24 protein-coding genes are annotated in these 26848 nt (G+C 67.0%); 9 read left to right on the top strand and 15 right to left on the bottom strand.

Annotation, left to right across the window (positions count from 1 at the left end):
- Window positions 1-51 precede the first annotated feature (51 nt).
- From C8D03_RS13905 to C8D03_RS13895, 3 genes are read right to left on the bottom strand one after another with little or no spacing between them, the layout of a single operon-like run.
- Entirely contained in the window at window positions 52-1491 is a 1440-nt protein-coding gene (locus C8D03_RS13905; RefSeq protein WP_248308467.1) for an FAD-dependent oxidoreductase, read from the bottom strand.
- Window positions 1492-1518: 27 nt separating this feature from the next.
- On the bottom strand, window positions 1519-2280 hold the full coding sequence (locus C8D03_RS13900) for an SDR family oxidoreductase (protein ID WP_108046915.1): 762 nt from the start codon (window positions 2278-2280) through the stop codon (window positions 1519-1521).
- On the bottom strand, window positions 2277-3266 hold the full coding sequence (locus C8D03_RS13895; protein ID WP_108046913.1) for an NAD-dependent epimerase/dehydratase family protein: 990 nt from the start codon (window positions 3264-3266) through the stop codon (window positions 2277-2279). Before C8D03_RS13895 ends, C8D03_RS13900 begins: the two co-directional genes overlap by 4 nt.
- A gap of 303 nt (window positions 3267-3569) precedes the next feature.
- Between C8D03_RS13895 and C8D03_RS13890 the strand changes: the two genes are divergently transcribed.
- Together C8D03_RS13890 and C8D03_RS13885 are read left to right on the top strand one after the other, a co-directional pair.
- Complete coding sequence (locus tag C8D03_RS13890; RefSeq protein ID WP_108046911.1) at window positions 3570-3824, top strand: hypothetical protein; 255 nt, start codon at window positions 3570-3572, stop codon at window positions 3822-3824.
- A 231-nt stretch (window positions 3825-4055) separates the two neighbouring features.
- Window positions 4056-4358: a hypothetical protein gene (locus C8D03_RS13885; RefSeq protein ID WP_108046909.1), complete on the top strand. Its 303-nt coding sequence runs from the start codon at window positions 4056-4058 to the stop codon at window positions 4356-4358.
- Window positions 4359-4492: 134 nt separating this feature from the next.
- Here C8D03_RS13885 and C8D03_RS13880 read toward each other — a convergent pair whose 3' ends face one another.
- A complete protein-coding gene (locus tag C8D03_RS13880) occupies window positions 4493-5140 on the bottom strand; it encodes a hypothetical protein (protein WP_108046907.1) in 648 nt (215 codons plus the stop codon).
- 290 nt (window positions 5141-5430) lie between these two features.
- On the opposite strand from C8D03_RS13880, the gene C8D03_RS26170 reads away from it, so the two are divergent.
- From C8D03_RS26170 to ybaL, 3 genes are all read left to right on the top strand, one after another.
- Complete coding sequence (locus C8D03_RS26170) at window positions 5431-5643, top strand: hypothetical protein (protein ID WP_146170174.1); 213 nt, start codon at window positions 5431-5433, stop codon at window positions 5641-5643.
- A gap of 170 nt (window positions 5644-5813) precedes the next feature.
- Window positions 5814-6134 (top strand): polyhydroxyalkanoic acid system family protein, encoded by a 321-nt coding sequence (locus tag C8D03_RS13875; protein WP_108046905.1) that lies wholly within the window; start codon window positions 5814-5816, stop codon window positions 6132-6134.
- A 173-nt stretch (window positions 6135-6307) separates the two neighbouring features.
- Window positions 6308-8032 carry a YbaL family putative K(+) efflux transporter gene (gene ybaL / locus C8D03_RS13870; RefSeq protein ID WP_108046904.1) on the top strand — a complete coding sequence of 575 codons (1725 nt, stop codon included), beginning with the start codon at window positions 6308-6310 and terminating at the stop codon, window positions 8030-8032.
- A 145-nt stretch (window positions 8033-8177) separates the two neighbouring features.
- Here the strand turns inward: ybaL and C8D03_RS13865 are convergent, their stop codons facing one another.
- The 3 genes from C8D03_RS13865 to C8D03_RS13855 all read right to left on the bottom strand — a co-directional run bounded on the left by C8D03_RS13865 (window position 8178) and on the right by C8D03_RS13855 (window position 10540).
- Window positions 8178-8591 carry a DUF3830 family protein gene (locus tag C8D03_RS13865; RefSeq protein ID WP_108046902.1) on the bottom strand — a complete coding sequence of 138 codons (414 nt, stop codon included), beginning with the start codon at window positions 8589-8591 and terminating at the stop codon, window positions 8178-8180.
- 96 nt (window positions 8592-8687) lie between these two features.
- Window positions 8688-9758 carry a patatin-like phospholipase family protein gene (locus C8D03_RS13860; protein ID WP_108046900.1) on the bottom strand — a complete coding sequence of 357 codons (1071 nt, stop codon included), beginning with the start codon at window positions 9756-9758 and terminating at the stop codon, window positions 8688-8690.
- Entirely contained in the window at window positions 9755-10540 is a 786-nt protein-coding gene (locus tag C8D03_RS13855; protein WP_108046898.1) for a 3-hydroxybutyrate dehydrogenase, read from the bottom strand. The genes C8D03_RS13860 and C8D03_RS13855 overlap by 4 nt, the downstream gene beginning before the upstream one ends.
- A 145-nt stretch (window positions 10541-10685) precedes the next feature.
- Here C8D03_RS13855 and C8D03_RS13850 point away from each other — a divergent pair, with 145 nt between their 5' ends.
- The 3 genes from C8D03_RS13850 to C8D03_RS13840 all read left to right on the top strand — a co-directional run bounded on the left by C8D03_RS13850 (window position 10686) and on the right by C8D03_RS13840 (window position 14605).
- Complete coding sequence (locus C8D03_RS13850; RefSeq protein WP_248308466.1) at window positions 10686-11201, top strand: Fur family transcriptional regulator; 516 nt, start codon at window positions 10686-10688, stop codon at window positions 11199-11201.
- A gap of 25 nt (window positions 11202-11226) precedes the next feature.
- Window positions 11227-12501 (top strand): flavodoxin-dependent (E)-4-hydroxy-3-methylbut-2-enyl-diphosphate synthase, encoded by a 1275-nt coding sequence (gene ispG, locus C8D03_RS13845; RefSeq protein WP_108046894.1) that lies wholly within the window; start codon window positions 11227-11229, stop codon window positions 12499-12501.
- Window positions 12502-12607: 106 nt separating this feature from the next.
- Window positions 12608-14605, top strand: coding sequence for a potassium transporter Kup (locus C8D03_RS13840; RefSeq protein ID WP_108046892.1), 1998 nt, complete (start codon window positions 12608-12610; stop codon window positions 14603-14605).
- A 68-nt stretch (window positions 14606-14673) separates the two neighbouring features.
- Here the strand turns inward: C8D03_RS13840 and C8D03_RS13835 are convergent, their stop codons facing one another.
- The 5 genes from C8D03_RS13835 to C8D03_RS13815 form a co-directional block, all read right to left on the bottom strand.
- A complete protein-coding gene (locus C8D03_RS13835; RefSeq protein WP_248308465.1) occupies window positions 14674-15591 on the bottom strand; it encodes a DMT family transporter in 918 nt (305 codons plus the stop codon).
- 120 nt (window positions 15592-15711) lie between these two features.
- Entirely contained in the window at window positions 15712-16194 is a 483-nt protein-coding gene (locus C8D03_RS13830; protein ID WP_108046888.1) for a MarR family winged helix-turn-helix transcriptional regulator, read from the bottom strand.
- A gap of 117 nt (window positions 16195-16311) precedes the next feature.
- The gene (locus tag C8D03_RS13825) at window positions 16312-16893 is read right to left on the bottom strand and encodes an NAD(P)H-dependent oxidoreductase (protein ID WP_108046886.1); all 582 of its coding nucleotides are present in this window, start codon (window positions 16891-16893) and stop codon (window positions 16312-16314) included.
- Between the two features lie 2 nt (window positions 16894-16895).
- Entirely contained in the window at window positions 16896-18320 is a 1425-nt protein-coding gene (locus C8D03_RS13820; protein ID WP_108046884.1) for an FAD-binding oxidoreductase, read from the bottom strand.
- A gap of 136 nt (window positions 18321-18456) precedes the next feature.
- Window positions 18457-19785, bottom strand: a complete 1329-nt coding sequence (locus C8D03_RS13815) for a cytosine deaminase (RefSeq protein WP_248308464.1) — start codon at window positions 19783-19785, stop codon at window positions 18457-18459.
- A 175-nt stretch (window positions 19786-19960) separates the two neighbouring features.
- Between C8D03_RS13815 and folD the strand changes: the two genes are divergently transcribed.
- On the top strand, window positions 19961-20833 hold the full coding sequence (gene folD, locus C8D03_RS13810; protein WP_108046879.1) for a bifunctional methylenetetrahydrofolate dehydrogenase/methenyltetrahydrofolate cyclohydrolase FolD: 873 nt from the start codon (window positions 19961-19963) through the stop codon (window positions 20831-20833).
- A 110-nt stretch (window positions 20834-20943) separates the two neighbouring features.
- Here folD and lpdA read toward each other — a convergent pair whose 3' ends face one another.
- The 3 genes from lpdA to C8D03_RS13795 all read right to left on the bottom strand — a co-directional run bounded on the left by lpdA (window position 20944) and on the right by C8D03_RS13795 (window position 26776).
- A complete protein-coding gene (gene lpdA, locus C8D03_RS13805; protein ID WP_108046877.1) occupies window positions 20944-22341 on the bottom strand; it encodes a dihydrolipoyl dehydrogenase in 1398 nt (465 codons plus the stop codon).
- A gap of 136 nt (window positions 22342-22477) precedes the next feature.
- Entirely contained in the window at window positions 22478-23770 is a 1293-nt protein-coding gene (gene odhB, locus C8D03_RS13800; protein ID WP_108046875.1) for a 2-oxoglutarate dehydrogenase complex dihydrolipoyllysine-residue succinyltransferase, read from the bottom strand.
- Window positions 23771-23818: 48 nt separating this feature from the next.
- Window positions 23819-26776 (bottom strand): 2-oxoglutarate dehydrogenase E1 component, encoded by a 2958-nt coding sequence (locus tag C8D03_RS13795; protein ID WP_108046873.1) that lies wholly within the window; start codon window positions 26774-26776, stop codon window positions 23819-23821.
- Between the last annotated feature and the right edge of the window lie 72 nt (window positions 26777-26848).

Raw genomic sequence — 26848 nt, 5'->3', positions numbered from 1 at the left:
AACGGAACGGGATGCAAGCACGGTGCCATGCCTTGCCGTCTCTAGCGCCCGTCAGGCTGGGGGCCGCACGACCGCCTGCGGCTCGTCATAGGCCCGGAACTCGTCCCACAGCCGCTCGACATCGGCGCGGAACAGCCCGCGCGTCAACCCCGAGACGAGGCGCGGCACCGCCGTCGTCATCGCGTTGATCGAGGAGCCGGACGCGCCGAAGCTCATCGTCGAGGCAATGCTGAACAGGTGGATGTCGCTGATCCAGGGCGTCGCGCCCGGCACGCGTTCGGCCAGCGCATAGTCGTCGCCGAGATAGGGGAAGCGGCCGAGCCGGTCGTCCCGCTCGGCCTCGGGCGGCGTGTAGCGGTCGGCCCATGAGGCGATGTTGCGGGCGAAACGGGAGAGCTCCGGCCGCGCCGAAAGATCGATGTCGATGCCGCTTGCGCAGATCACGAAATCCACGTCGACCGAGCCCGATGGCACCACCAGCTCGGCTCCGCCCGCCCCGTCGACGGCGCTCAGCACGGGCGCGCCGAGATGCAGCCGGAAGGCGTCATGGACTGCGCAGCGGTCATAGGTCGCCTGCGGAAAGCCCTCGCGCAGCGCCAGGATAGCGCTCATGAAGCGCCAGCGCCAGGCATCGTCGAGATCGCCGAGATGGCGCAGGAAGCCGCGAAAGGTCAGCCAGCGATAGGGCTGCACAACCTGCGCCTCGGGCCGGCGGCAGAACAGGTCAACCGCGGCAGCCCCTGCCTCGAGCGCGGTCGCAGCATTGTCGAAGGCAGAGGCGCCGGCGCCGATCACGGCGACGCGCTTGCCTGCCAGCGCAGCGAAATCGATCGGCTCGGCGCAATGCGCGCGCCGGGACAGCGGCAGCGCCGCGATCGGGGCCGGCAGGCTCCAGTCGCCCATGCTCTCCTGCCCGGTCGCGAGCACCAGCTTGCGGGCATGCAGAATCTGCTTTCCACGGCCGCTGCGAATGGTCACCGCCAGCAACCCGCCGGCCGGCGCGATATCGACCACCTCCGCCTCGTTGCGCACGGGGATGCCGACGACATGGCGGAACCAGTCGAGATAATCCGCCCAATGCCCTTTCTCGATGAGGGTCAGCTCCTGCCAGCTCTCGAGACCGAATTTCGCCTCGTGCCATGACTGGTAGGTCAGGCTCGGCATGTCGAGGTCTGGGCCGGTGAAGTCCTTCGGGCTGCGCAGCGTGTGCATCCGCGCATAGGAGCGCCACGGCCCCTCCTGCCCGGCTGGCGCCTTGTCGAGCACGAGGATGTTGTCGACCCGCGAGCGCAGCAGCCCGAACGCCGTGGCAAGTCCGGACTGTCCCGCGCCGACGATGATCACGTCATGGGCCGTCGTGCCGTCCGGGCCTGTGACGGGCTTGAGCCAGGGCGCGCGCGGATGCGCCGTACGGTCGAGATCGGCCGCGATCCGGCTTTCGAGAACGGAAAGACCATCATGTTTCATGGCGGCGCCCGATGCAGCGTTCATGCCGGACAGTTCTCCTTGCCGACCTGTTCAGGCGGCCAGCCAGCCGCCATCGACCACCAAGGTCGTGCCGGTGCTGAAAGAGGAGGCATCGCTGGCGAGATACAGGGCTGCCTGCGCGACCTCCTCGGCCCGGCCGAAACGCTTCATCGCGTGGCGGCTGCGCGAGGCCTCCCGCACCGGTTCGGGCTCGGCATGGCGGGCGAAGCTGCGGCGCAGCATTGGTGTGTCGATGGCGCCCGGAGCGATCGCATTCACGCGGATGCGGTCGGCTGCATAGTCGAGCGCCATGGTCCGCGTCAGGCTCAGGATTGCGCCCTTGGCGGCGATATAGGCGCTGTTGCCGCGCCCGCCGGCAAGCGCGAGCTGCGAGGCGAAGGTCACGATCGCGCCGCCGCCACGCGCTTTCATCTGCGGGATCGCCGCCCGCGCGAACAGGAAGGTACCGCCGACATTGGCACGGAATACCGCATCCCAATCCTCGGGGGCCGTCGTCGTCACCGTGCCGCCGCAGGAGAATCCGGCCGCCGTCACCAGCACGTCGATCCCGCCGAAACGGCTGGCGCAGGCACCCACGGCCGCATCGGCGCAGTCTGGCAGACCGACATCGCCGCTCTGCACCAGCGCATCTCCGCCCGCCGCCACGATCAGGGCGGCCGTCTCCCCGACGCCCGCCTCGTCCCGGTCGACCAGCGCCAGCCTCGCCCCTTCGCTGGCGAAGAGCAGCGCGATCGCCTGCCCGATCCCGGAACCGGCGCCGGTGACGAGAGCGACCTTCCCTTCGAGCTTCATGGTCCGCCCTCTCCGCTTCGCCCGTGTGCCTGCCACCAAGCGGCGAGCCTGTCGGCGGAATCAAGCCCCTCCGTCGCCGCCCGCCAGCCCAGATCGGACGCGATCCGCGAAACCGAGAGCGGCGCCCGGTCGGACGGCCCGTGGAAATCGATCGTCGCCGCCTCGCCAGGCTCGGCCAGCCGGCAGACGAAGCCCGGGAAGGAGGCAGCCAGCCGCCGGCCCCAGTCCAGCAGGGTGAAGCAACTTCCGGTCGAGACGTTGTAGACGCCGTGGCCGAGCGTCGGTGCCTCCGCGACCGCCAGTACCGCGGCGGCGACATCGGGCGCATAGATCCAGTCGCGCAGGCCGGGCCTCGGCAGGATCGCCGGCTCGCCGGCCGCTGCCGCCGCCAGGATCTGGCAATGAGGGCTCAGCGTGTCGCGCACGCCGGTCGCGCGCTCCCAGGGGCCGAAGACGCCGCTGAGCCGCAGGCTGACGACATCGAGGCCCCAGAGATCGCCGAGCCGCGCACCGATGCGCTCGCTCGCCCATTTGGTGATGGCGTAGAGGCCGACCGGATCGCCCGGCGTGTCCTCGGTGAGTTCGTCGACACGCTCGCCCGCTGCGCCATAGGCGGCGGCCGAACTGAGATTGACGACCCGGCGCACGCCGGCCGCCCGCGCGGCTGCGAGGATCGGCACCTGCGCCAGCAGATTGACCTCGAGGATCGTCGCAGGCTCGCGCGCATCGCGTTCGCGCCCGGCGGTGATCGCCGCGCCCATCACGACGAGATCGGTTCCGAGCTGCACCGTTGCGGCGACGGCAGCCTCGTCCGTCACATCGCCGAGCCGCGTCTCGAAGCGGCCTGGCAACCCGGCGAACGCCGCGACGGCCCTCTCGGGCACCGGCGCGCGATCGAAGGCCACGACCTCATGCCCCGCCCCCAACATGGTCTCGGCGAGGTTGAGTCCGACGAAGCCGGAGCCGCCGAAGATCAGGATTTTCACGATACCACTCGTTTCACGACAATGCTTGCTTCACGACAGCACCTGCAAGAACGGCACCTCGTCAGGCCGGCCTCTGCGCACGAGCTAAGAGACTTGGTCGGTCGTCGGCAAGTCGGGAACGTGCGGGGTCGCCAGCGGTTTCGACAGGGCGGGCCGGATTGCACAGCGACCGTCCATGGTCTAGGCGTCCCCCATCATCCTCCGGTCCCGCTTTTCGCCTGCGCCGTGCGCGATCCCCGCGACGCGCCTTCGCGACCACGCCAAGCGGGCGCCGGTTCTGCCCATCTCGAAAGGGAGCCTGCCATGGCCCGCAAGAAATCAAAGCCGCTCGATGCCGAATTCGTGATGTTCGACGTCCTCTATGTCGATGGCTCGCGCCGCTCCAACCGCCGTGTCCCGACCGCCCTCCTCGGCGGCCTCGACGGCGACGAACCGGCGCGAGACGCGATCATGGAACAGGACCGTCTCATCGCCGAGAAATCCGGCATGCCGCCGCTCGAGATCGAGAGCCTCACGCGCTCGGGCAAGCCTACCGAGAAGCCCGCCCGCAAGGCCTGACCGGAAGGCATCACCGGCACGGCCGGGGGAGCGGCGGTCTAACGCCACCGGCCTGTCCCGGGCCGTCGGTTCCAGGAGGCCACCGAAGGTCTCCCCCGTCCGCGATTGCCGCAGTATTGCAGCAACTTCGCACACGGATTTAACCCAACGACCGCTGTTTCGCTTGACCTCTCAGGGCTCCTGCATTTTAGTCCCGAGCAGCCGTTGGGAGGCTGCAAAAAGGGACAAGAAATGCGTACAATTCTGATTGTCGGGGCTATGGCGGCCGTGCTCGCCGGCTGCCAGACTGCGCAGGAGTCGCTTGCCGACGCCGAAATCACCTGCGAATCGCAAGGCTTCCGCCCCGGCACCCGCGCCTACCAGCAGTGCCGCTCCGCGAACTATGTTGAGAACCGCCGCGCTTCGAACGAGACCGGCAACGCAGTGGCGGCTGGTGTCGCCGCCGGCGTTATCGGCGGTGCGATCGCAGCCTCGGCCGATCGCGGCTATTACGGCCGCGGCTATTACGGTCGCCGTGGCGGCTACTGGTGGTGAGATCAGGCGCGACGGCTGCCTGAGGCAGCGGTCGACCTCACAAAAGAGCCCTGCCGCAGCGATGCGGCAGGGCTTTTTCGTTTCAACTCGCGAAATGGCAGGCGTGGGGATAGCGTGCCTGGGCCTGCTCCCTGTCAGCGCTTGGTTGTGCGCTTGCGGGCCGGCGCCGGCTCGCTCACCGCCGACGACGCCAGCAGCGAACCGATGAAATAGACGGCGATGCCGACACCGAGCAGGGCGGCGATCGGCTCGCGCTCGGCGCGTTTGGCGATCATCCGCCCACCGTAATCGGCGTAGTCGCGTGCCTGGCCGGCATAGTCGCGCGCATAGTCACGGGCGACGCCGCTATTGCTGCGCAGCCATTTCTCGCCACTCTTGAGCGCGCTCTCGCCGCTCTCCGCGGCATCGCTGCCATAGCTTTGCAGCAGGCGGCTCCAGCGCCCGTAATCCGGCTCGTAACGCTCGAAGCGCGAGGAAGACGAGCCGCGCAGGCTGGCCCATGCGATCAGGCCGACACTGAGCGCGCCCAGCCCGAACGCCGCCAGCGGATGACGCTCCACGGCCCCTCTGACCGCTTCACCGCCTTCGCGCGCGAGTTCGACCGGGTCGGTCTCGGTGATCGCGTCCCTGGCACGGTAATAGCCGTCGCGGACGGTCTCGGTCGCCTTGTCCGCCAGATGCGACGCCTTGGCGCGCACCGTCGCGGCGGCACCCTCGATGTCGTCGCGGACCTCGTCGCGATCCTTGGGAACGTCGGGCGGAAAGCTGTTCATGGTCGCCATTGTGGACTCTCCTATTATGCGGGCGCGGTCGTGAGCAGGGGTTCTTCGTCGGCCCCTGTCGCCAGCCCTGCCCGGCCGGCGCCCTGTGGGACCGAACTGTCGGTCAGTGAACGAGGCACCGGCGTGAGAGTTCCGCGCACAAACGAGAAAGCCCCGCAAAAAGCGAGAAGGCCTAGGCAGGAAAAAACCGGAAACGTTCCCGCCATCGATCCGCCGACCGCAGTCACGACACGGCCAAGATTACATGCGAGATCGATGCTCGATCCCCTAGCCTACGCAGGAGACGCTCAATGGAAGCACAGCACCTCCTCATCCGGCATCCATGCGTGATGTCGGATCCTGAATGGATCGCTCTCGAAAGCATCGAGGAGCAGACCCGCCATTTCGTCTTCGACGTGTCGATGCTTCAGGTCCTCAAGAGGCGCGGCCTCGTCGAAGCCGCCGGCGAGCGCTGGCGCATCACCGAGCGGGGTCAGCGGCGTCTGCACGAACGCGACGCCTGACCCGGCTCGAGCAAGCCCGAACAACACCCGGCCGGCCGCGTCCCCATCGCGCCGGCCGGTTTCGTTTGGGGTGAGTGCCCGCAGGCCGCGCCCGGCGGGCCGGTCTGGAAATCCGCCGCTTCCGTCACCATTCATAGGCCTGCCGCAGTCCGGCTCGCGCAAGGAGCATCATGGCCAAGCCCGTCAGCATTACCGTCTCTCACGATCTCGGCCGCGAAGGTGCAGTGACGCGCTTGCGCGAGGGCGTCGATCGCATTCGCGACCGGCTCGGCATGGTGAAGATGCAACTCGTCGAGGAGCGCTGGGAAGGCGACAGCCTCCATTTCGGGGTCGCGGCGCTTGGCTACACCGTGCGCGGCCGGCTCGACGTCGAGCCGGCGCTGGTCCGCGTCGAAATGATGCTGCCCTGGGTCCTCGCCGTCTTCGCGGAGAAGCTCAAGATCGGCGTCGAGAAACAGGGGCAAATCCTGCTGGAGAAGCCCAAGGCCTGACAGCGCCGCATGGCCGAAGCCGTGCGGCGCTTGCGCGGGGCTGGCAGCGCGCTCCAGCACCGGCGCAAAAATGCCTGGTGCGACAGCCCCGCGGTTGAAATCGCCGGATTCAGCCGGCATGGTCGTGCACGCCCCGCCATTCGCCTTTCGTCGCGCATCCTTTTGGGAGACCCATGCATCACGGCCCGCTGATCGCCATCCTCGTCGCGGGCCTCGGCCTTGCATTCGTCTTCGGGGCTCTCGCCCAGAGATTCCGCATCTCGCCGCTGGTCGGCTATCTCGTCGCCGGCGTCGCGGTCGGCCCGTTCACGCCGGGCTTCGTCGCCGACCAGAACCTCGCCAATGAGTTGGCCGAGATCGGCGTCATCCTGCTGATGTTCGGCGTCGGCCTGCATTTTTCCCTGAAGGATCTGCTCTCGGTCAAGGCGATCGCGGTTCCCGGCGCACTCGTACAAATCGGCGTCGCGACGCTGTTCGGTACGGGGCTCGGGCTTCTGCTTGGCTGGACCTGGGTCGCGGGCGTCGTCTTCGGCCTGGCCCTGTCGGTCGCGAGCACCGTGGTGCTGCTGCGCGCCCTGCAGGAACGGCGGCTGGTCCAGAGCGACAAGGGCAAGATCGCAGTCGGCTGGCTGATCGTCGAGGACCTCGCCATGGTTCTGGCGCTGGTGATGATCCCGGCCGTCGCCGATGCGATCAATGGCGCACGCCCGGGCGTTCCGGCTCCCTGGTCGAGCCAGTTCGATCTCGGCCTCTGGGGCGTTCTCGGGCTGACGCTGATGAAGGTCGTCGCCTTCATCGCCTTCATGCTCGTCGTCGGCCGGCGCGTCATCCCCTGGGTGCTGCACTGGGTCGCCCATACCGGCTCGCGCGAGCTTTTCCGGCTCGCTGTTCTGGCGGTCGCGCTCGGCGTCGCCTTTATCGCCGCCAGCCTGTTCGGCGTCTCCTTTGCGCTGGGCGCCTTCTTCGCCGGCATGATCTTGAGCGAATCGCCGCTGAGCCAACGCGCGGCGGAGGAATCCCTGCCGCTGCGCGATGCCTTCGCGGTGCTGTTCTTCGTCTCGGTCGGCATGCTGTTCGACCCCGCGATCCTGCTGCGCGCACCGGGCCCGCTGCTGGCGACGCTGGCGATCATCCTCTTTGGCAAGACGCTCGCCGCCTGGCTGATCGTGCGCGCCTTCGGCCGATCCAATGCGGTGGCTCTGACGATCTCGGCCTCGCTGGCGCAGATCGGCGAGTTCTCCTTCATCCTGGCCGGGCTCGGCGTTTCGCTGGCGATCCTGCCTCCGCAAGGCCGCGACCTGATCCTTGCGGGCGCGATCCTCTCGATTCTGCTCAACCCGGTTCTGTTTGCGCTGGTCGATCGCTTCGCCGCCGAGGCGAGCCCGGCCGGCGCGAAGCCGGACCCCGCCAAACCCGCAGCGGCTGCAAAGCCCGATCTCGACATCGTACCGACCAGCCTGGAAGACCACATGGTCGTCGTCGGCTATGGCCGCGTCGGCGCCCTGCTTGGCGCCGGGTTGATCGCGCGAGGCGAGAAACTGCTGGTGATCGAGGAACAGGGCGACGCCGTCGCTGCCGCGAAGCGCGACGGAGCCGAGCTTCTCCTCGGCAACGCCGCCGACCCCGCCGTGCTGGCCGCGGCCGGTCTCGGCCGGGCGCGGCGGCTCTTCGTCGCGATCCCCCAGAGCTTCGAGGCGGGGCAGGTCTGCGAGCAGGCGCGCCGCGACAATCCGGCGCTGCCGATCATCGCTCGGGCCCATTCCGATGCCGAGGTCGCGCATCTGACGAAATGCGGCGCGACGCTGACGATCATGGGCGAGGCCGAGATAGCCCGCGCCATGCTGGCGCTCTGCGCGGCGCAGGAGCCGCCGCCGGCGGCAGAGCCCCAGCCGGCCTGAGGCCACTCGTTTCGCGCACGGAACCACACCCCGTCATCCCGGGCTTGCCCCGGGATCCATCGGAAGGCTCAGGCGGTCTACGATGGATCCCGGAGCTCCGCTTCGCTACGTCCGGGATGACGCGGTGGTTTGGCGCCCAAGGACCTCAAGCCAGTTCGAACTTGATCTCCTGCGCGCCTTCCCAGAGCGTCTTGCGTCCGAGCGCATAGAGATTTTCAAGCCCCGAGGTCAGCGTCAGGAAGTGGTTGCCCGAGAGCACGCCGGCCTTGCTGGCGAACTGCACGCCGCCATAGGCGAGCAGGATCTCGGTCTCGCTGACGCCGCCGGGATACAGGATGACGTGCCCCGGCGCCGGATAAGCCGTGTTGTTCTCGTAGCCGACGCCGAAATCGAGATCGCCGAGCGGCATCCAGACGCCCTCGCCGCTCCAGCGCACATGCACGATCTTGCTTTCGAAGGGGAGGTGGCGAAGGAAGGCGGCACAGGTCTTTGGCGCGGCTTCCAGTTCGAGCTTGCCCTCGAAGGTGAAGGGGCCGGCAGTGACGATGAGCTTGGACATGGCGCGGAGGTCTTTCCGTTCGGTGGCGCGGGGAAGGCGATGGCCGGCGTCTGAGACTGTCTCCGGATGGCTGCCACCGGAGCTTCGACGTGGTCTCTACGAAAACGCCGCCTTCAGGTCGAGCGTCCCGATCTTGCCGATCGCATCGTAATTGCGCTTCAGCCAGCGCCGTGCCGCCGCGCGGCCGATGTCGCGCAGTTTCAGCAGGAAATCCCAATCCGCATTGAGCCGCGAGGACGAGGTCATTTCCGCCAGCGGTGGGCCACCATCGATCCGGTGCATCAGCACGCGCTTGTATTCGTCCTTGGCCAGCTTGCCGCCATCGACCAGCCGGTTGACGAAGTCGATGGCGCGCAGCTCGCGCAGGAGCGAGGCGTTGAAGGTGATCTCGTTCAGCCGGTCCTGAATGTCGCGCGCCCGCGTCGGCAGGTCCTTGCGCAGGAGCGGATTGATCTGGACCAGCAGGATGTCGTCGCCTGCCGCCTCGTAGAACAGCGGGAACAGCGCCGGATTGCCCATATAGCCGCCGTCCCAATAGGCTTCCCCACCGATCTCGACCGCCTGGAACAGCATCGGCAGGCAGGCCGAGGCCATAAGATGGTCCGGCGACAGTTCCGGTCCGTTGAACAGCCTGATCTTGCCGGTGCGGACATTCGTCGCCGCGATGAAGAGCTTCACAGCCGTGCAGGCTCTGACCTTGTCGAAATCGATCAGGTCGGCGATCACGCCGCGCAGCGGGTTGATGTTGAGCGGATTGATGTCGTAGGGGCTCGCGACCTTCGAGAACATCTCGAACCAGATCATCCCGGGCGGCACACCGTTGGCACCGCCCCAGGCACCCAGCATCGTGTCGATCAGCGAGCGCTCCGAGCCGCCATATTTGCCGTCGACGCTGATCGCCCGCCAGAAGGCCTCGAGTTTCCCGCGCGCCCCGTCGGCGCCCCCCTCGATCCAGCCCTCGGCCAGCACAACGGCATTCATCGCGCCGGCGCTGGTGCCCGACAGCGCCTCGATGGCGAGCCGCCCATCCTCAAGGATCGCGTCGAGCACGCCCCAGGTGAAGGCGCCATGCGCGCCGCCGCCCTGGAGGGCAAGCGAGACCGATTTGTCGGCCTTCGGACCGGCGAGCCCGACGAGGTGGCCGGGGGCCTTCTTGCGCCCGGTCACGCTGCGGTCCAGCCGCCATCCATCGGCAGCGTCGTGCCGGTGATCGACTTCGCCGCGTCGGTGCAGAGGAACACGGCCAGCGCCGCCACCTGCTCGACCGTGACGAACTCCTTGGTCGGCTGCGCGTCCAGCAGCACGTCGTTGATGACCTGCTCCTTGGTCAGGCCGCGCGCCTTCATCGTGTCGGGGATCTGCTTTTCGACCAGCGGCGTCCAGACATAGCCCGGCGCGATCGCATTCACGGTGATGCCCCTGGTCGCGACCTCAAGCGCCACCGTCTTGGTCAGACCGGCGATACCGTGCTTGGCGGCGACATAGGCTGACTTGAAGGGCGAGGCGACGAAGGCATGCGCCGAGGCCGTGTTGATGATCCGGCCCCAGCCCTTTTCCTTCATCTTCGGCAGCGCCGCACGCGTCGTATGGAAGGCCGAGGACAGGTTGATCGCGATGATCTGGTCCCATTTCGCGATCGGGAATTCGTCGATCGGCGACACAAACTGGATGCCGGCATTGTTGACGAGGATGTCGACCGCGCCGAATTCGGCCTCGGCCTGCGCGATGAAGCCCGCGATCTCGTCCGGCTTCGTCATGTCGGCTGCCGAAAACAGCACCTTCACGCCGAATTCGTTTGCGAGTTCGGCACGCAGCGTTTCGGCCTCGGCCGGGGGCATGATGCCGTTGATGACGAGATGGGCGCCTTCCTTGGCGAGGGCGCGCGCATAGGCGAGCCCGATGCCGGAGGTCGACCCCGTGATGGCGGCCGCGCGGTCTTTGAGGAACATCGGCTTCAAGGCTCCTGACAATCGATGAGAAAATGCTTAGGTTCAGGTCCGAACGGGCAACGCCGAGACCCTATCGAGCCGAGGCGGCACGTTGCCCGATGTCCCATTGCAACGCAACATGACCACAATGCAGCCAGATCTCCACGTGCACGACAATCACGTGCATGCCGACCATGACGACGCCGTCTGCCGTCACGCGCATGACCACAGAGCCCATGCGGCCGAGGCGCTGGCCCGGGCCGAGCGCATCTGCCGCGAGCGCGGCCTGCGCCTGACGCCGATCCGCGCCAAGGCGCTTGAAGCGCTCCATGCCGACCATCGCCCGGTCGGCGCCTATGATCTCGCCGACCGGATCTCGCCGGTGGGCGGGCGCCGCCTCGCGCCGATCTCGATCTATCGCGCGCTCGACTTCCTGGTCGAGCAGGGCTTCGTCCACCGGCTCTCCTCGCGCAACGCCTATATCGCTTGCCTGCATGGCCATGGCGCCGACGAGGTCGTCGCCTTCCTGATCTGCGAGGCCTGCGGCGGCGTCGACGAGGATTCCTCGCCCGCCATGAAGAAAGCCGTTGCCGCCATCGCCCAGTCGCGGCAATTCTCTCCGTCGCATCAGGTTGTCGAGATCGTCGGCCACTGCGAGCATTGCCGGAACGCGCAGACATGATCGGCGTCAGAGCGGGGCGCTTCCGATGAACGAGCGGGCCTTTCCGTGCCTGGACGCCGAGCGCTCGGGGCCGCTGGCGCGTCACCTGACCGTGCCGGTCATGGTCGGCCACGTCGCGGTCGGCGGCGGCGCACCGATCGTCGTCCAGTCGATGACGAACACCGACACCGCCGATATCGCCGGGACCGTCGCCCAGGTGGCCGCGCTGGCCCGTCAGGGCTCCGAGCTCGTCCGCATCACTGTCGATCGCGACGAGGCGGCCGCCGCCGTGCCGAAAATCCGGGAGCGGCTCGATCGTGTCGGCATCGACGTGCCGCTGATCGGCGATTTCCACTATATCGGCCACAAGCTGCTGGCCGATCATCCGGCCTGCGCGGAGGCGCTGGCGAAATACCGCATCAATCCCGGCAATGTCGGCTTCAAGGACAAGAAGGACCGGCAGTTCGGCCAGATCGTCGAGCTCGCGATCAGGCATGGCAAGGCCGTTCGCATCGGCGCCAACTGGGGTTCGCTCGATCAGGAGCTGCTGACCGCGCTGATGGACGAGAACGCCCGTTTGCCGCGTCCGCTCGACGCCCGCGCCATCATGCGCGAGGCGATGGTGCAGTCGGCTCTGCTCTCGGCGGTCCGGGCCGAGGAGATCGGGCTCGGCAAGGACAAGATCATCCTCTCCGCCAAGGTCTCCGGCGTGCAGGACCTGATTACAGTCTACCGCATGCTGGCCAGCCGGTCCGACTACGCCATCCATCTCGGCCTGACCGAGGCCGGCATGGGTTCCAAGGGCATCGTCGCCTCCTCGGCCGCGCTCGGCATCCTGCTGCAGGAGGGCATCGGCGACACGATCCGCTTCTCGCTGACGCCCGAGCCCGGCGGCGACCGCACGCTCGAGGTCAAGACGGCGCAGGAGCTCCTCCAGACCATGGGCTTCCGCGCCTTCGTGCCTCAGGTCGCGGCCTGCCCCGGCTGCGGCCGCACCACCTCGACCGTCTTCCAGGAACTCGCCCGCGACATCCAGGACTGGATCGCCCGCTCGATGCAGGACTGGAAGACCCGTTATCCCGGCGTCGAGGGCCTGAACGTCGCGGTGATGGGCTGCATCGTCAACGGCCCGGGCGAATCCAAGCATGCCGATATCGGGATTTCCCTGCCGGGAACGGGCGAGGAACCGACGGCGCCCGTCTTCGTCGACGGCAAGAAGGTCAAGACGTTGCGCGGACCGGGCATCGCCACCGAGTTCAAGACGATGGTCGACGACTATGTGGCACGGCGCTATGGCGGGCGCGCCGATGCGGCCGAGTGAGCCTCCTTGCCTTGCACTGAATGCACGACAGCGCCTTTGCGCGCTCTCGGCATTGTGTTAGAGGCCCCGGCCTTTCGCTGCATCGCAGCGCGCGCGGAGATCCCCTATGGGGCATGACCAGACGAATCCCCCGACCCCGAAGCCGGAGGATTCGCGTTTCGGCCTTGATGACGGGCACGGCGGCGCTTCCCGGCAGGGCCACAGCCATGCCAGCTACGCGACGCTCGCTCTGGGTGCGCTCGGCGTCGTCTATGGCGACATCGGCACGAGTCCGCTCTACGCGCTGCGAGAGACCGTCCTGGCCGCCACCGGAGCCGCCTCGGGCGGCCATGGCGGCTCGGTCGATCTGCTTCTGAACACACCGATCCCGCGCGGCATCATCATCGGCGTGCTGTCGCTGATCCTTTGGTCGCTCGTCGTCGTCGTGACCCTGAAATATGTCGTGCTGCTGCTCAGTGCCGACAACAACGGCGAAGGCGGCACGCTGACGCTGGTCGCGCTGGCGCAGCGCGCGCTCGGGCGGATGCGCGGCGGCGTCGTGCTTTTCCTCGGCATGGCCGGCGCGGCGCTGTTTTATGGCGATGCGGTGATCACGCCGGCGATTTCGGTCCTTTCCGCCGTCGAGGGCATCAAGCTGGTCACGCCGGCGCTCGACGAATACGTTGTCTCGATCGCCTCCGGCATCCTGATCGCCCTTTTCCTGGTCCAGAGCCGGGGCACGGAGAAGGTCGCGAATTTCTTCGGACCCGTGATGATGGTCTGGTTCCTGACCCTGGCCGGCCTCGGCATCTACCACATCGCCGACGATCTCGGCGTCTTCGCCTCGATCAACCCCTATTGGGGCCTGCGCTTCTTCTTCGATCATCCGGGCGTATCGCTTGCCGTGCTCGGCTCGGTCTGCCTGGCGGTGACGGGCGCCGAGGCGCTCTATGCCGATATGGGCCATTTCGGCCGCGGCCCGATCCGCAGCGCCTGGATCTGGCTCGTTTTTCCGGCCCTCTGGCTCAATTATCTCGGCCAGGGCGCGCTGATCCTCTCCGACCCGACAGCCATCGACAACCCGTTCTACAAGCTGGCGCCCCAGGGCTTCATCCTGCCGCTCGTCATCATGGCGACGATCGCGACGATCATCGCCAGCCAGGCCGTGATCACCGGCGCCTTCTCGCTGACCCGCCAGGCCGTGCAGCTCGGCCTGCTGCCGCGCCTCGAGATCCGCCACACTTCGGAGCAGACCTCCGGTCAGATCTTCATCCCGCGCATCAACGCGATCCTGCTGATCGTCGTGCTGCTGCTGGTCTGGACCTTCCGCTCCTCGTCGAACCTGTCGCACGCCTATGGCATCTCCGTCTTCGGCGCGATGGTGGTCGATTCGCTGCTCGCCTTCATCGTGATCTGGAAGGGCTGGCGCTGGGGGCTCACGGCGACGATCGCCGTGATCACCCCCTTCCTCGTCATCGATATCGCCTTCTTCGCTGCCAACATGCTGAAGCTCTTCAGCGGCGGCTATGTGCCGGTGATGATGGCGGCGGTGCTGATCGTCCTGATGTGGACCTGGGTGCGCGGCACCAAGATCCTCTTCGACAAGACCCGCAAGACCGACGTGCCGCTGCTGGAACTGGTCGGCATGCTTTCCAAGAGCCCACCCTACCGGGTCAAGGGCATGGCCGTCTTCCTGACCAGCGACCCGGAGACCGCGCCGGCCTCGCTGCTGCACAACCTCAAGCACAACAAGGTGCTGCACGAACGCAACGTCATCCTGACCGTGCGCTCGGCCGACACGCCGCGCATCCCCGACGAGGAGCGCGTGCGCCTCTCGCGCATCACCGACGATTTCTGGCGCGTCGACATGGTCTATGGCTACATGGAGAGCCCGAACGTGCCGAAGGGGCTGGCGATCCTGCGCAAGCAGGGCTTCAAGTTCGACATCATGTCGACCTCGTTCTTCCTGTCGCGCCGCTCGATCAAGGCCTCGCCGCAATCGGGCATGCCGGTCTGGCAGGACAATTTCTACATCTCGCTGACCAAGAGCGCGACGGACGCGACGAGCTTTTTCCAGATCCCGACCGGCCGCGTCGTGGAGGTCGGCACCCAGGTCACGGTCTGAGCGAGCCGATACGTCAGGCTCGGGCCTGCCCCGAGCATTTCTTTCAGGAGATGCGCGGGGCCGATGCTCTAGTCGATCCGCGCCGCCGCGTCCGGCAGCTTCCTGACCCGCTCGCGATAGAGCAGGTAGAGCCCCGATATGATCACGATCGCTGCGCCGGCGAAGGTCCAGCCATCCGGGAACTGGCCGAAGACGAACCAGCCGAGCAGGATCATCCAGACGATCTGCGAATAGATGAACGGCGCGAGCACGGTCGCCGGCGCCAGACGATGCGCCAGGATCAGCAGCCAGTGCCCGAAGCCGCCGATCAGCCCGGTGCCGAGCATCACCGCCCAGACCAGCGGCGTCTCCGGCGTCGACCAGACGAACGGGATCAGCGGCAGCATGGCCACGGTGCCGGCGACGCCGGAATACACCATCGTCGTCTCCGGGGGATCGTAGGCGGCGAGCTGCCGGGTCGCCAGCGCATAGAAGCTGTAGCAGATGCAGCCGAAGACGCTGAGCCAAGCCGCCGGATGCATGACGCCCAGCCCCGGCCGCGTGATCACCAGCACGCCGAGGAAGCCGACCGCGATCGCCGCCAGTCGGCGCGGCCCGGGCCACTCGCCCAGCATCGGGCCTGCGACGAGCGCGACCAGAAGCGGCCCGGCGAACATGATCGAGACCGTCTCCGCGAGCTGAAGATATTTGAGCGCGACGAAGTTCAGCGCCGTCGAACCCAGCAGCAGCAGCGAGCGGATGCCCTGGAGCCAGGGCCGCTTTGTCCGCAGCACGCCCGGGCGGCTCCACGGGTTGAGCAGCATCAACACGAGAGCCATGCTGCCGGCATAGCGCGCGAAAACGGCCTGCATCGGGTCGATATGGCCCGACAGCCATTTTGCGCTGGCATCGAGCAGGGCAAAGAACAGCACGGCGCCGCAGATCAGGCCGATCGCGATCAGACGCGACCGGCGTGTCTCCGGGAGATGAGACGTGGCGGCGGGCAAGGCAGTTCCCGTCATGCGCGGAGAGAATGACCGGACCAGATTTAACCGATTTAGCGCCCCTGACCAGTGGTTGAACGCATGCACTCCATGCGCCCGTCAGGAGAGCGCACGAAACGGTCTCTAGGCGTCGCTGTCGACCTCGTCGCCATCCGCATCCGGGTCGTCGACCTCGACGCCCGCCTTCGACAGCCCCTTCGCAGCCTTGCGCAACAGCTTGCGGAGCTGCTTGCGCTCCTTCGCGTCGAGCTTGTCGAGCAGTTCGTCCTCGACCTGCGTCCAGACGGCATCGAGCGCAGCGGCCGTCTTGTGGCCCACCTCCGTCAGCGCGACCTGAACCAGCCGGCCGTCGCGGCCGCCCCCCTCGCGCGTCACCAGCCCCTGCAATGACAGCCGCCCGATCGTCTTGGACACCGTCGGCGGCTTGACCCGGAGCAGCGTGGCAAGCTCGCCCATCGTCATCGGCGCCGGCTGCAAGGCCTTCAGCGCCTGCTCCTGCCCGGGAAAGAGGCCGAGCGCATTCAGCCTTTCCCCCATCCGCGCACGATGCAGCCGCGCCGTGACGAGCAAGGCCCGGCCCACGCTCTTCTCGAGTGCCTTGGTCATCTCGCTCGGTCCTTAGCTCGGTCCTGGGCTCGATCCTTATGCGGATCAGGAAGTCGCTTCGCCGGCTGCCTGTTCGCCTGCCAAGATGACAGCGTGATGACAATCATAGGCCCGCTGTCACAGTGCGCGCATCTTTTCCGCGACCGACCGCAGGAAATCGGCACGGGTTTCCGGCGTGGCGCGGTTCATGTCGTAATGCGCCAGATAGCGCGGTCGCACGGTCGGATGGCAGACCGCCCGCAGCACACGGCCAAACAGCTTGCGCGGCGGATCGCCCATCAACAAAGCTCGCCAGCGCGAGCCGCCATAGGTCGTCACCGCCGCTAGCTTGCGGATGTTCCAGAGATTGGGCCTGACCTTGCCATCGACCAGCTTGAACGAAATGCCGGGCAGGAAGACGCGGTCGAAGAAGCCCTTGAGGATCGCCGGATAGCCGAAATTCCACACCGGGAAACACAGTACCAGTGCCTCCGCGGCCTGCAGCCGCGCGACATGGCCGGCAACCGGGCGCGTGTTGTTGTCGAGGTCATGATAGCCGACGCGCTCCTCGCGGCTCAAAACGGCGTCGAAGCCCTCCGCATAAAGGTCGCAGTCATCGACCTCGTGACCGGCCGCGCGCAGGCCCGCGACGACCGCATCGTGCAGCGCCGCGCCGAAACTCTCGGGATTGGGGTGGGCGTAGAGCACGAGGACACGCATGCTTAGCCGACCCCGGCTTCCGACAGACTGCGGAACAGGAAGGTGCCGCCCGCCCGACAGTCATAGGACGGGTCCTCCCAGGCGATCATCTTGCCGGGGTTGAGCAGCCCCTGCGGGTCGGCCTCGCGCTTGAAGGCGAGCTGCGCCTCGTCGGTCTGCTTCATGCCGCCCTCTTCCAGCGTGTAGCGATGCGGGTTGAAGATCGGCGCACCCATCTCCTCATGGATCGCCACGATCTCGTCCAGCCGCTCCTCCGTGGTGAAGCGCACCAGCGGCAGGCCGAAGCAGGTAACCTTGCCGTCGAAACGGACGAACTCGAGATGGCAGACGACCTCGTCGCCGAAACGGGCATGAATTCGGTCGATCAGCTCGATCTGGTTCGGGAACGGGTAGAGCACCTGCAGATAGGTGATAGCAGGGTCGACCCTGAGCGCCCGCAGCGTCGTGTGGTTCCAGCCGAGTTCGTAAGCCGGCGGCAGGCCCTTGGCATCTTCGGCTGAAAGCCTGTCCGAGCGCAGCAGCAGCTCCGCTCCCCTGAACCGGCGCGCATAAGCCAACAGCGACTCGACCGCGAAATCGGCGACCATCACGATCACCAGATGGCTCTCCCGCGGCAGGAATTTGCGATGGCGCAGGAAATAGTCGTGCGGCGCCGGCGCAGCCACGACGCAGAGGTTCTTCAGCGCCAGACCGTCCTGCTCGCCGAGCTGATTGGCGAATTCGGCCGCCGCCCGCAGGCTGGGAAAGCCGACGATGACGTCGACCCAGTCATAGGCCGGCGCCAGCGGCATCTCGACCTGCGTGACGATGCCGTTGGTGCCGTAGGCGTGGGCGACCTTGTGCAAATCCTCGCCGGCGAGTTCGAGGATGCGCGGGCTGGCCTCCATCGTCGCGACCTTGAGGCGGACGATGTTGCCCCAGTCGCGCAGGCCACCCCATTTGATCGACCCGACACCGCCCGAGCCGCCGGCGATGAAGCCGCCGATCGAGGCGGTCTGATAGGTCGAGGGGTGGAGCCTGAGCTCCTGCCGCGAATGGGCTCGCGTCTCCTCGTCGATCCGCGCCATCACCGCGCCGGGCTCGGCGACATAGCGGCCATGGCCGATCTCGATGACCTTGTTGAAGCCGGACAGATCGAGCAGCACGCCGCCCGAAAGCGGCATCGCCTGGCCGTAATTGCCCGTCCCGGTGCCGCGCGGCGTGACGGGAATTCCGAGCGCATGGCAGGCGGCGAGCGTCTCCAGCACCTGCGCCTCGCTCGTCGGCGCGACGACGATATCGGCGGTGACATGGTCAAGCTGGCGCTTCAGCACCGGCGAATACCAGAAGAAGTCGCGGCTCTTCTGCTTCACCAGCGCAGGATTTTCCTCCGTGCGAATGCCGGAGAGCCAGGCCTTGAGGGCAGCTATGTCGTAGCGGCTGGTCATGGATAGCTGGCCTCTGCCGTCATGGTCGGCCTTGTGCCGAGCATCCACGTCTTGAACACCGCCGTCGCCGGAGGAAGGCGTGGATGGCCGGCACAAGGCCGACCATGACGACGCAGGATGGCAGGCGAGGTCGACATCACGACCGCCCGCCCATCAGATGATCGAGTTCGCGATGGTCCGGCAGCGTCGTGTCGATGGCGCGCCCGTCGACCAGGACGCTGCGGTTGGCCTGCGGGCGCGCGAAGAACTCGGTCCAGTCGCGCGCGCGCGTCAAGATCAGATCGGCTGGCCCGGCGGGCGAGAGCACGCCCCTGCCTTCCTGCCCCATGATCGCGGAGGGCGTGCGCGCCACCGCATTGGCCCAGTCGTTCCCGGTATGGTCGAGCTGGAGGATGCGCGTGCCCTCGCGCAGCACCTCGATCAGGTCGAGATCGCCATAAGCGTAGAACGGATCACGCGTGTTGTCAGACGCGATCATCACCGGCACGCCTGCCGCCTTCAGCTCGTGCAGCGCGGTGACGCCGCGCCAACGCGGCGTGCGGCCGGGCGCACGGTCCTGCAGATACATGTTGCACATCGGCAGCGAGACCACCGCGATCCCGGCCTCCCTGACCTTGGCGATGATGCGCGCCTCGGCCTCGGGCTCCTGCACGGCGAGCGAGCAGCAATGCCCCGCCAGTATCCTGCCCGTGAAGCGATGCCGGATCGCGGCATCGGCGATGTTCTCCAGCGAGCGCGCCTGCGGATCATTGGTCTCGTCGACATGGAAATCGAGATCGAAGCCGTTCTCGATCGCGGTGCTGAAAACGATATCGAGCGCTGCGTCGAGTTCCGGGATCATGTAACTGACGCAGCCGAAGAGCCCGTCGCCATGGGTTTTCACCGCAGCCACGACGTCGCGGACATGGCTTTGGTCGAGCGCGAACTGGATGCCGAACAGCGGCGAGGCCTGGATCGCGATGCGCCCCGCCCATTCCGCCCTGAGCTCCGCCAGCACGGGCCAGGAGATGCCGATCTGCTTGCCGAGCGAATCGATATGGGTCCGGACCGCCGCCGTGCCATGGGCGAAGGCACAGCGCAGGCCGAAATCCATCCGGGCCCGCACGTCGGTGGCCGACCAGTTCGCCTCGCGGTCGGCCATGACGCTGTTCAGCGCGCCCATGAAGCTTCCGTCCGGATTGCGCCGGCGCGGCCAGATATGGCCCTTGTCGAGATGGACATGGGCATCGACGAGGCGCGGCAGCACGATGCCGCCATCGAGATCGAGTGCCGGCCCGTCAGCCAGCGTCCCCGTACCGGCAGGCAGGATCGAGGCGATCCGCCCCGCCTCCACCGCGATATCGATCAATGCGAGTCCGTCACGGTCGGCCGCGAGGCCTCCCGCATCGACGAGGCACAGCGGAGCGCGGGCACGGGTCAGGCGATAGCTGGCCGAGGAAGGCATCGCTGCGAAACCGGTCGTCACGGGGTCGGTGTCTCCAGCGGCAGGCTTATGCACGCAGCCTCATGCACGATCGATACCGGCCGCCACGGATGCGGGCAAGCGGGCGACGCAGCTGCGACAGCAGGCGTCGCATCCGGACTTGTCGTGCGCCCGCCGATCGCGCATGAGGGCGGCTCCCCGCCGATGGAGACGCCCCATGTCGCAGGCCACCCTGATCGATGGAAAGGCCATCGCCGCCGAACTGCGCGCCGGGATCGCATCCGAGGTCGCCGCCATCAAGGCCGCGCGCGGCCTCGTGCCCGGCCTGCACGTCGTCCTCGTCGGCGACGATCCGGCGAGCCGCGTCTATGTCGCTTCCAAGGAAAAGCTCGCCGCCGAGACCGGCATGAACTCGGTCGCCCATCGCCTGCCGGCGGACACCAGCCAGGCTGACCTGCTGGCGAAGCTCGCCGAACTCAATGCGGACGACGCGGTCGACGGCATCCTGGTGCAGTTGCCCTTGCCGAAGCATCTCGACACCGACGCCATCATCGACGCCATCGACCCGGCCAAGGATGTCGATGGCCTGCACCCGATCAATGCCGGGCGCCTCGCCGGCGGCAAGGCAAGCGGAGAGAATCTGCTCGTCCCCTGCACGCCGCTCGGCTCGATGCTGCTGCTGAAGCGGGTCCTGCCCTCGCTGTCAGGCCTGGAGGCAGTGGTGATCGGCCGCTCCGAACTCGTCGGCCGGCCCATGGCGCAACTGCTGCTCCAGGCCGATTGCACCGTGACTATCACCCATTCCCGCACGCGCGACCTTCCGGCCGTGGTGCGCCGCGCCGACATCGTCGTCGCGGCCGTCGGCCGCCCCGCTTTCGTCAAGGCCGACTGGATCAAGCCGGGCGCCACCGTCATCGATGTCGGCATCAACCGCATGCCGGACGGCAAGCTTGCAGGCGACGTCGATTTCGCAGAGGCCGTCACGGTCGCGGGCGCGATCACGCCGGTGCCGGGCGGCGTCGGCCCGATGACCATCGCCTGCCTGCTGCGCAACACGCTGACTGCGTTCAAGGCGCGGCGCGGCAGCTAATCCGTCATGGTCGGGCTTGACCCGACCATCTCAGGACGGGAAGGCGCTTTTCCCGGAAGAGTTTCTCGGGTCGATGCTTCGCATAGCCCGAGAATGACGTCGCAGCCCGATCACATATGGATCTGGCGCTTCTCCACCGCCATCGCCGCTTCCTTGACCGCTTCCGACAGCGTCGGGTGGGCGTGGCAGGTGCGGGCGAGGTCCTCCGACGAACCGCCGAACTCCATCAGAACCGTGACTTCAGCGATGAGATCGCCGGCATGGGGGCCAATGATGTGGCAGCCGAGCACGCGGTCGGTCGCGGCATCCGCCAGGACCTTCACGAAACCGTCGGTGTGGCGGATGGCACGGGCGCGGCCATTCGCCGTGAACGGGAACTTGCCGACCTTGTAGGCGACGCCCGCGGCCTTGAGGTCTTCCTCGGTCTTGCCGATCGCTGCGACTTCCGGCGCCGTGTAGACGATGCCCGGAATTGCGCCGTAGTTCACATGGCCGGCCTTGCCGGCGATGATCTCGGCCACGGCGACGCCCTCGTCTTCGGCCTTGTGCGCCAGCATCGGCCCGCGCACCACGTCGCCGATGGCGTAGATGCCGGCGACATTGGTCTTGAAGTGATCGTCGATGACGACGCGTCCGCGCTCGGTCGCGACACCGGCCGCATCGAGCCCGAGCCCATCCGTGTTCGGCCGGCGGCCGATCGCGACCAACACGATATCGGCCGAGAGCGTCTTCGCCTCGCCGCCTGCGGCCGGCTCGACCGTGACGGTCGCGCCCTTCTTGCCGGTCTCGACCTTGGTCACCTTCGAGCCGAGGATGAACTCGAAGCCCTGCTTCTGCAGGATGCGGTTGAACTGCTTGGCGATCTCCTCGTCCATACCCGGCAGAATGCGGTCGAGATATTCGACGACCGTGACCTTGGCGCCAAGCCGGCTCCAGACCGAGCCGATCTCGAGCCCGATCACGCCGGCGCCGACGACGACCAGTTCCTTCGGCACGGCGGTCAGCTCCAGCGCGCCGGTCGAGGTCACGACGGTCTTCTCGTCGATCTCCACGCCCGGCAGGCCGGTGGCCTCGGAGCCGGTGGCGATGACGATGCTCTTCGTCTCGAGTTCCTGCGTCTTGCCGTCCGCGGCCGTGACCACGACCTTGCCGGCAGACGGAATGCTGGCAATGCCCGTGAAAGCCTCGATCTTGTTCTTTTTCAGCAGGAAGGCGACGCCGTTGACGTTGGCGTCGACCGTCTCCTGCTTGTGGACCAGCATCTGCTTCAGATCGAGCTTGGGCTTGCCGACCACGACGCCGAGGCTCGGGAAGGTATGCGATGCCTCCTCGAACATCTCGGAGGCATGCAGCAGTGCCTTGGACGGGATGCAGCCGACATTCAGGCAGGTGCCGCCATGGGTCTTGCGCTTCTCGACGACGGCGACCTTGAGGCCGAGCTGGGCGGCGCGGATGGCGCAGACATAGCCGCCGGGGCCGGTTCCGATGACGACGAGATCGTAGGACATCACTAAAGCCTCTCAGCGCCCGTCACGGTCGGGCATGTCGCGACCATCCACGTCTTCGACGGCCGGAAGGAAGGAAAGTCGTGGATGCCAGGGGCAGGCCCGGGCATGACGGCAAAGCCGATCGCGTCAGACGCGATCAGAGATCCAGGACGAGTCGCGCCGGGTCCTCCAGCGCCTCCTTGATGCGGACGAGGAAGGTCACCGCCTCCTTGCCGTCGATGATGCGGTGGTCGTAGCTGACCGCGAGATACATCATCGGGCGGATCACGATCTGGCCGCCGACGACCATCGGGCGCTCCTGGATCTTGTGCATGCCGAGGATCGCCGACTGCGGCGCGTTCAGGATCGGCGTCGACATCAGCGAGCCGTAGACACCGCCATTCGAGATCGTGAAGGTGCCGCCCTGCATGTCCTCGATCTTGAGGGCGCCGTCGCGGGCCTTCTTGCCGAGCGCGCCGATCTCTTTCTCGACGCCAGCGATCGAGAGCGCATCGGCATCGCGCACCACCGGCACGACCAAGCCCTTGTCGGTCCCGACCGCCACCGCGATGTGATAATAGTTCTTGTAGATGATGTCGGTGCCGTCGATCTCGGCATTGACCGAAGGCACGTCCTTCAGCGCCTGGACGCAGGCCTTCACGAAGAAGCCCATGAAGCCGAGCTTCACGCCGTGCTTCTTCTCGAACACGTCCTTGTACTGGTTGCGCAGGGCCATCACCGCCGACATGTCCACCTCGTTGAAGGTGGTCAGCATCGCCGCGGTGGACTGGGCTTCCTTGAGGCGGCGCGCGATGGTCTGGCGCAGCTTGGTCATGCGGACGCGCTCTTCGCGCGAGGCGTCGTCGGCAACCGACGGTGCGCGGACCTGCACGGGAGCGGCCGGCGCCGAGGCGGCCACGGCCGGGCCGGTCGCGATCGCAGCCAGCATGTCGCCCTTGGTGACGCGACCATCCTTGCCCGAGGCATTGGCGGTCGAGGGATCGACCCCGCTCTCGGCCGCCAGGCGCGAGACGGCCGGGCCGGAATCGGCGGCCTTGGTCGCGGGCTTGATCTGGGTGTCGCCGGCGACCTCGCCAGTCTTCTTTTCGGCGGCGGCGGCGGTCGCCTCGCCGGCTTTGCCAGCGGCCTGGGCCACAGCCGTATCCGCCTTCTTCTCCTCGGCCTTGGCAGCCGGAGCGGCAGCCTTGCCGTCGCCGGCCGAGATCATCCCCAGCAATGCGCTGACCCCGACCGTATCGCCTTCCTTGGCGACGATCTCGCCAAGCACGCCGGCCGCCGGTGCATTGACCTCGAGCGTCACCTTGTCGGTCTCGAGCTCGACCAAAGGCTCGTCGGCCTTCACGGCGTCGCCCGGCTTCTTGAACCACTTGCCGATGGTCGCCTCGGAGACGGATTCGCCGAGGGTGGGTACGCGGATTTCGGTCGCCATGTCAGGCCTCTGTTTCGTGTCTTAGTCTGGCGTTCGGATGCCCGGAGATCAGCCCGCGAAGGCCTCGTCCAGGAAGGCGTTGAGCTGGGCGAGATGCTTCGACATCAGGCCGGTCGCGGTCGCGGCCGAGGCCGGGCGGCCGACATAGCGCGGACGCTTCGGCTTCGAGCCGGCATGGCCCAGCACCCATTCGAGATAGGGCTCGACGAAGGTCCAGGAGCCCATGTTCTTCGGCTCCTCCTGGCACCAGACCACATCGGCGCCCTTGAAGCGCGACAGCTCCTGCGCCAGCGACTTCAGCGGGAACGGATAGAGCTGCTCGACGCGCATCAGGTAGACGTCGTCGATGCCGCGCTTCTCGCGCTCCTCCAGCAGGTCGAAATAGACCTTGCCCGAGCAGAGCACGACGCGGCGGATCTTCGAATCCCTGACCAGCTTGGTCGTCGAGTTGCCGCGCTCGGCGTCGTCATGCAGCACGCGGTGGAAGGTTGAGCCCTCGGCCAGTTCGCTGAGGTCGGAGACGCAGCGCTTGTGGCGCAGCAGCGACTTCGGCGTCATCAGGATCAGCGGCTTGCGGAAGTCGCGCTTGAGCTGGCGGCGCAGGATGTGGAAGTAGCTCGCCGGCGTCGAGCAGTTCGCCACCTGCATGTTGTCCTCGGCGCACATCTGCAGGAAGCGCTCCAGCCGGGCCGAGGAATGCTCCGGCCCCTGGCCTTCATAGCCATGCGGCAGCAGGCAGACGAGGCCCGACATGCGCAGCCACTTGCGCTCGCCCGACGAGATGAACTGGTCGAACACGACCTGAGCGCCGTTGGCGAAGTCGCCGAACTGCGCTTCCCAGCAGGTCAGTGCGTTCGGCTCCGACAGGGTGTAGCCATACTCGAAGCCGAGCACCGCCTCCTCCGAGAGCATCGAGTTGATGACCTCGTAGCGGGACTGGTCGTCGCGGATATGGTTCAGCGAGGTGTGGCGGGCTTCCGTCTCCTGATCGATCAGCACCGAGTGGCGCTGCGAGAAGGTGCCACGCTCGCAATCCTGCCCCGAGAGGCGCACCGGATTGCCGTCGAGCAAAAGCGAGCCGAAAGCCAGCGACTCCGCGGTCGCCCAGTCGATGCCCTTGCCGGTCTCGACCGCCTTGCGGCGGTTGTCGAGGAAGCGCTGGATCGTCTTGTGGACGTTGAATCCCGGCGGAACCGAGGTGATCTTCTCGGTGATCTCCTTCAGCACGGCGGCATCGACCCCGGTCGCGCCGCGGCGCGGGTCGTCCTCGTCGGCGCGGATCGCCTTCATGCCGGCCCAGCGGCCGTCGAGCCAGTCGGCCTTGTTCGGCTTGAACGCCTGGCCGGCCTCGAACTCGACCTCGAGCTTCGCCTTCCAGGCCGCACGAACTTCGTCGACCTCACCAGGCTTGATCACGCCCTCGGCCTCGAGCTTGGCCGAATACAGCTCCAGAGTCGTCTTGTGAGCGCGAATCTTGCGATACATCAGCGGCTGGGTGAAGCCCGGCTCGTCGCCCTCGTTATGGCCGAAGCGGCGATAGCAGAACATGTCGACCACGACCGGCTTGTGGAACTTCTGCCGGAACTCGATCGCGACCTTGGCGGCGAAGACCACCGCTTCCGGATCGTCACCGTTCACATGGAAGACCGGGGCCTCGACCATCTTCGCCACATCGGACGGATAGGGCGACGAGCGCGAATAGCGCGGATAGGTCGTGAAGCCGATCTGGTTGTTGATGATGAAATGGATCGAGCCGCCGGTGCGGTGGCCCTTCAGCCCGGACAGGCCGAGGCACTCGGCCACGACGCCCTGGCCGGCGAAGGCCGCATCGCCATGCAGCAGCAGCGGCAGCACCTTGGAACGCTCGACGATGTCGCCGAACTGGTCCTGCTTGGCGCGGACCTTGCCGAGCACGACGGGATCGACGATCTCAAGATGCGACGGGTTGGCGGTCAGCGAGACGTGGACGTTGTTGCCGTCGAACTCGCGGTCCGACGAGGCACCGAGATGGTACTTCACGTCGCCCGAGCCTTCGACGTCGTCGGGCGCGAAAGAACCGCCCTTGAACTCGTGGAACAGCGCGCGATGCGGCTTGCCCAGCACCTGCGTCAGCACGTTGAGGCGGCCGCGATGCGCCATGCCGAAGACGATGTCGCGCACGCCCAGCGCGCCGCCGCGCTTGATGATCTGCTCCAGCGCCGGGATCAGCGCCTCGCCGCCATCGAGACCGAAGCGCTTGGTGCCGGTGTACTTCAGATCGATGAACTTCTCGAAGCCCTCGGCCTCGACGAGCTTGTTCAGAATCGCCTTCTTGCCTTCCTTGGTGAAGGCGATCTCCTTGTCGGGCCCCTCGATCCGGCCCTGCAGCCAGGCCTTCTGCTCGGGGTCGGAGATGTGCATGAATTCGATGCCGACCGTGCTGCAATAGGTCCGCTGGAGCACCGCAACCATCTCGCGGATGGTGGCGAACTCCATGCCGAGCACGTTGTCGATGAAGACCTTGCGGTCGAGGTCGGCCTCGGTGAAGCCAAAGGCGGCCGGTGACAGCTCTTCAGGGTCCTTGACCTGCTCGATGCCGAGCGGATCGAGCTTGGCATGGAGATGGCCGCGCATGCGGTAGGCCCGGATCAGCATGATCGCGCGCACGGAATCGCGCGTCGCCTGCTGCACGTCGGAGGCCGAGATCGTCGCGCCGGCGGCCTGGGCCTTGCCCTTGAGCTTGTCGGAGACGACCTTCTCGACCACGGCCCAGTTGCCGTCCAGGGCGGAGACCAGATCGCCGTTGGCGACGATGGGCCAGTTGGGCTTCTTCCAGGAAGCGCCCTTGGCGTTCTGGATGATGGCCGAGCCCTCATCCTTCAGCCCGGCGAAGAAGCCCTGCCACTGCTCGTCGACCGACTTGGGATCGGCCTGGTAGCGGGCATAGAGATCCTCGATATAGGCCGCGTTGCCGCCATAGAGGAAACCCGTCTGCGCGAGAGCCTCGTTGATGTCCTGGCGAGCCATGATGTCGTCCTGCCTTCCTACCTGCCGCTTCGTCTTGCCGTCATGCTCGGCCCAAGGCCGAGCATCTTTTAG

The organism is Bosea sp. 124, from assembly GCF_003046175.1.
Classification (GTDB): Bacteria; Pseudomonadota; Alphaproteobacteria; order Rhizobiales; family Beijerinckiaceae; genus Allobosea.
This window is presented reverse-complemented; position numbering and strand designations above follow the sequence as displayed.

Excerpts from the sequence above, each read along its gene's own strand:
- C8D03_RS13855 (WP_108046898.1), bottom strand. The coding sequence starts at position 10,540 with ATGTTCCTCAAAGACCGCGCGGCCGCCATCACGGGGTCGACCTCCGGC.
- C8D03_RS13830 (WP_108046888.1), bottom strand. The coding sequence starts at position 16,194 with ATGACCAAGGCACTCGAGAAGAGCGTGGGCCGGGCCTTGCTCGTCACG.
- C8D03_RS13890 (WP_108046911.1), top strand. The coding sequence starts at position 3,570 with ATGGCCCGCAAGAAATCAAAGCCGCTCGATGCCGAATTCGTGATGTTC.
- folD (WP_108046879.1), top strand. The coding sequence starts at position 19,961 with ATGTCGCAGGCCACCCTGATCGATGGAAAGGCCATCGCCGCCGAACTG.
- C8D03_RS13900 (WP_108046915.1), bottom strand. The coding sequence starts at position 2,280 with ATGAAGCTCGAAGGGAAGGTCGCTCTCGTCACCGGCGCCGGTTCCGGG.
- C8D03_RS13795 (WP_108046873.1), bottom strand. The coding sequence starts at position 26,776 with ATGGCTCGCCAGGACATCAACGAGGCTCTCGCGCAGACGGGTTTCCTC.
- ybaL (WP_108046904.1), top strand. The coding sequence starts at position 6,308 with ATGCATCACGGCCCGCTGATCGCCATCCTCGTCGCGGGCCTCGGCCTT.
- C8D03_RS13875 (WP_108046905.1), top strand. The coding sequence starts at position 5,814 with ATGGCCAAGCCCGTCAGCATTACCGTCTCTCACGATCTCGGCCGCGAA.
- C8D03_RS13865 (WP_108046902.1), bottom strand. The coding sequence starts at position 8,591 with ATGTCCAAGCTCATCGTCACTGCCGGCCCCTTCACCTTCGAGGGCAAG.
- C8D03_RS13825 (WP_108046886.1), bottom strand. The coding sequence starts at position 16,893 with ATGCGTGTCCTCGTGCTCTACGCCCACCCCAATCCCGAGAGTTTCGGC.
- C8D03_RS26170 (WP_146170174.1), top strand. The coding sequence starts at position 5,431 with ATGGAAGCACAGCACCTCCTCATCCGGCATCCATGCGTGATGTCGGAT.
- ispG (WP_108046894.1), top strand. The coding sequence starts at position 11,227 with ATGAACGAGCGGGCCTTTCCGTGCCTGGACGCCGAGCGCTCGGGGCCG.
- C8D03_RS13820 (WP_108046884.1), bottom strand. The coding sequence starts at position 18,320 with ATGACCAGCCGCTACGACATAGCTGCCCTCAAGGCCTGGCTCTCCGGC.
- C8D03_RS13840 (WP_108046892.1), top strand. The coding sequence starts at position 12,608 with ATGGGGCATGACCAGACGAATCCCCCGACCCCGAAGCCGGAGGATTCG.
- lpdA (WP_108046877.1), bottom strand. The coding sequence starts at position 22,341 with ATGTCCTACGATCTCGTCGTCATCGGAACCGGCCCCGGCGGCTATGTC.
- C8D03_RS13880 (WP_108046907.1), bottom strand. The coding sequence starts at position 5,140 with ATGGCGACCATGAACAGCTTTCCGCCCGACGTTCCCAAGGATCGCGAC.
- C8D03_RS13885 (WP_108046909.1), top strand. The coding sequence starts at position 4,056 with ATGCGTACAATTCTGATTGTCGGGGCTATGGCGGCCGTGCTCGCCGGC.
- odhB (WP_108046875.1), bottom strand. The coding sequence starts at position 23,770 with ATGGCGACCGAAATCCGCGTACCCACCCTCGGCGAATCCGTCTCCGAG.
- C8D03_RS13905 (WP_248308467.1), bottom strand. The coding sequence starts at position 1,491 with ATGAACGCTGCATCGGGCGCCGCCATGAAACATGATGGTCTTTCCGTT.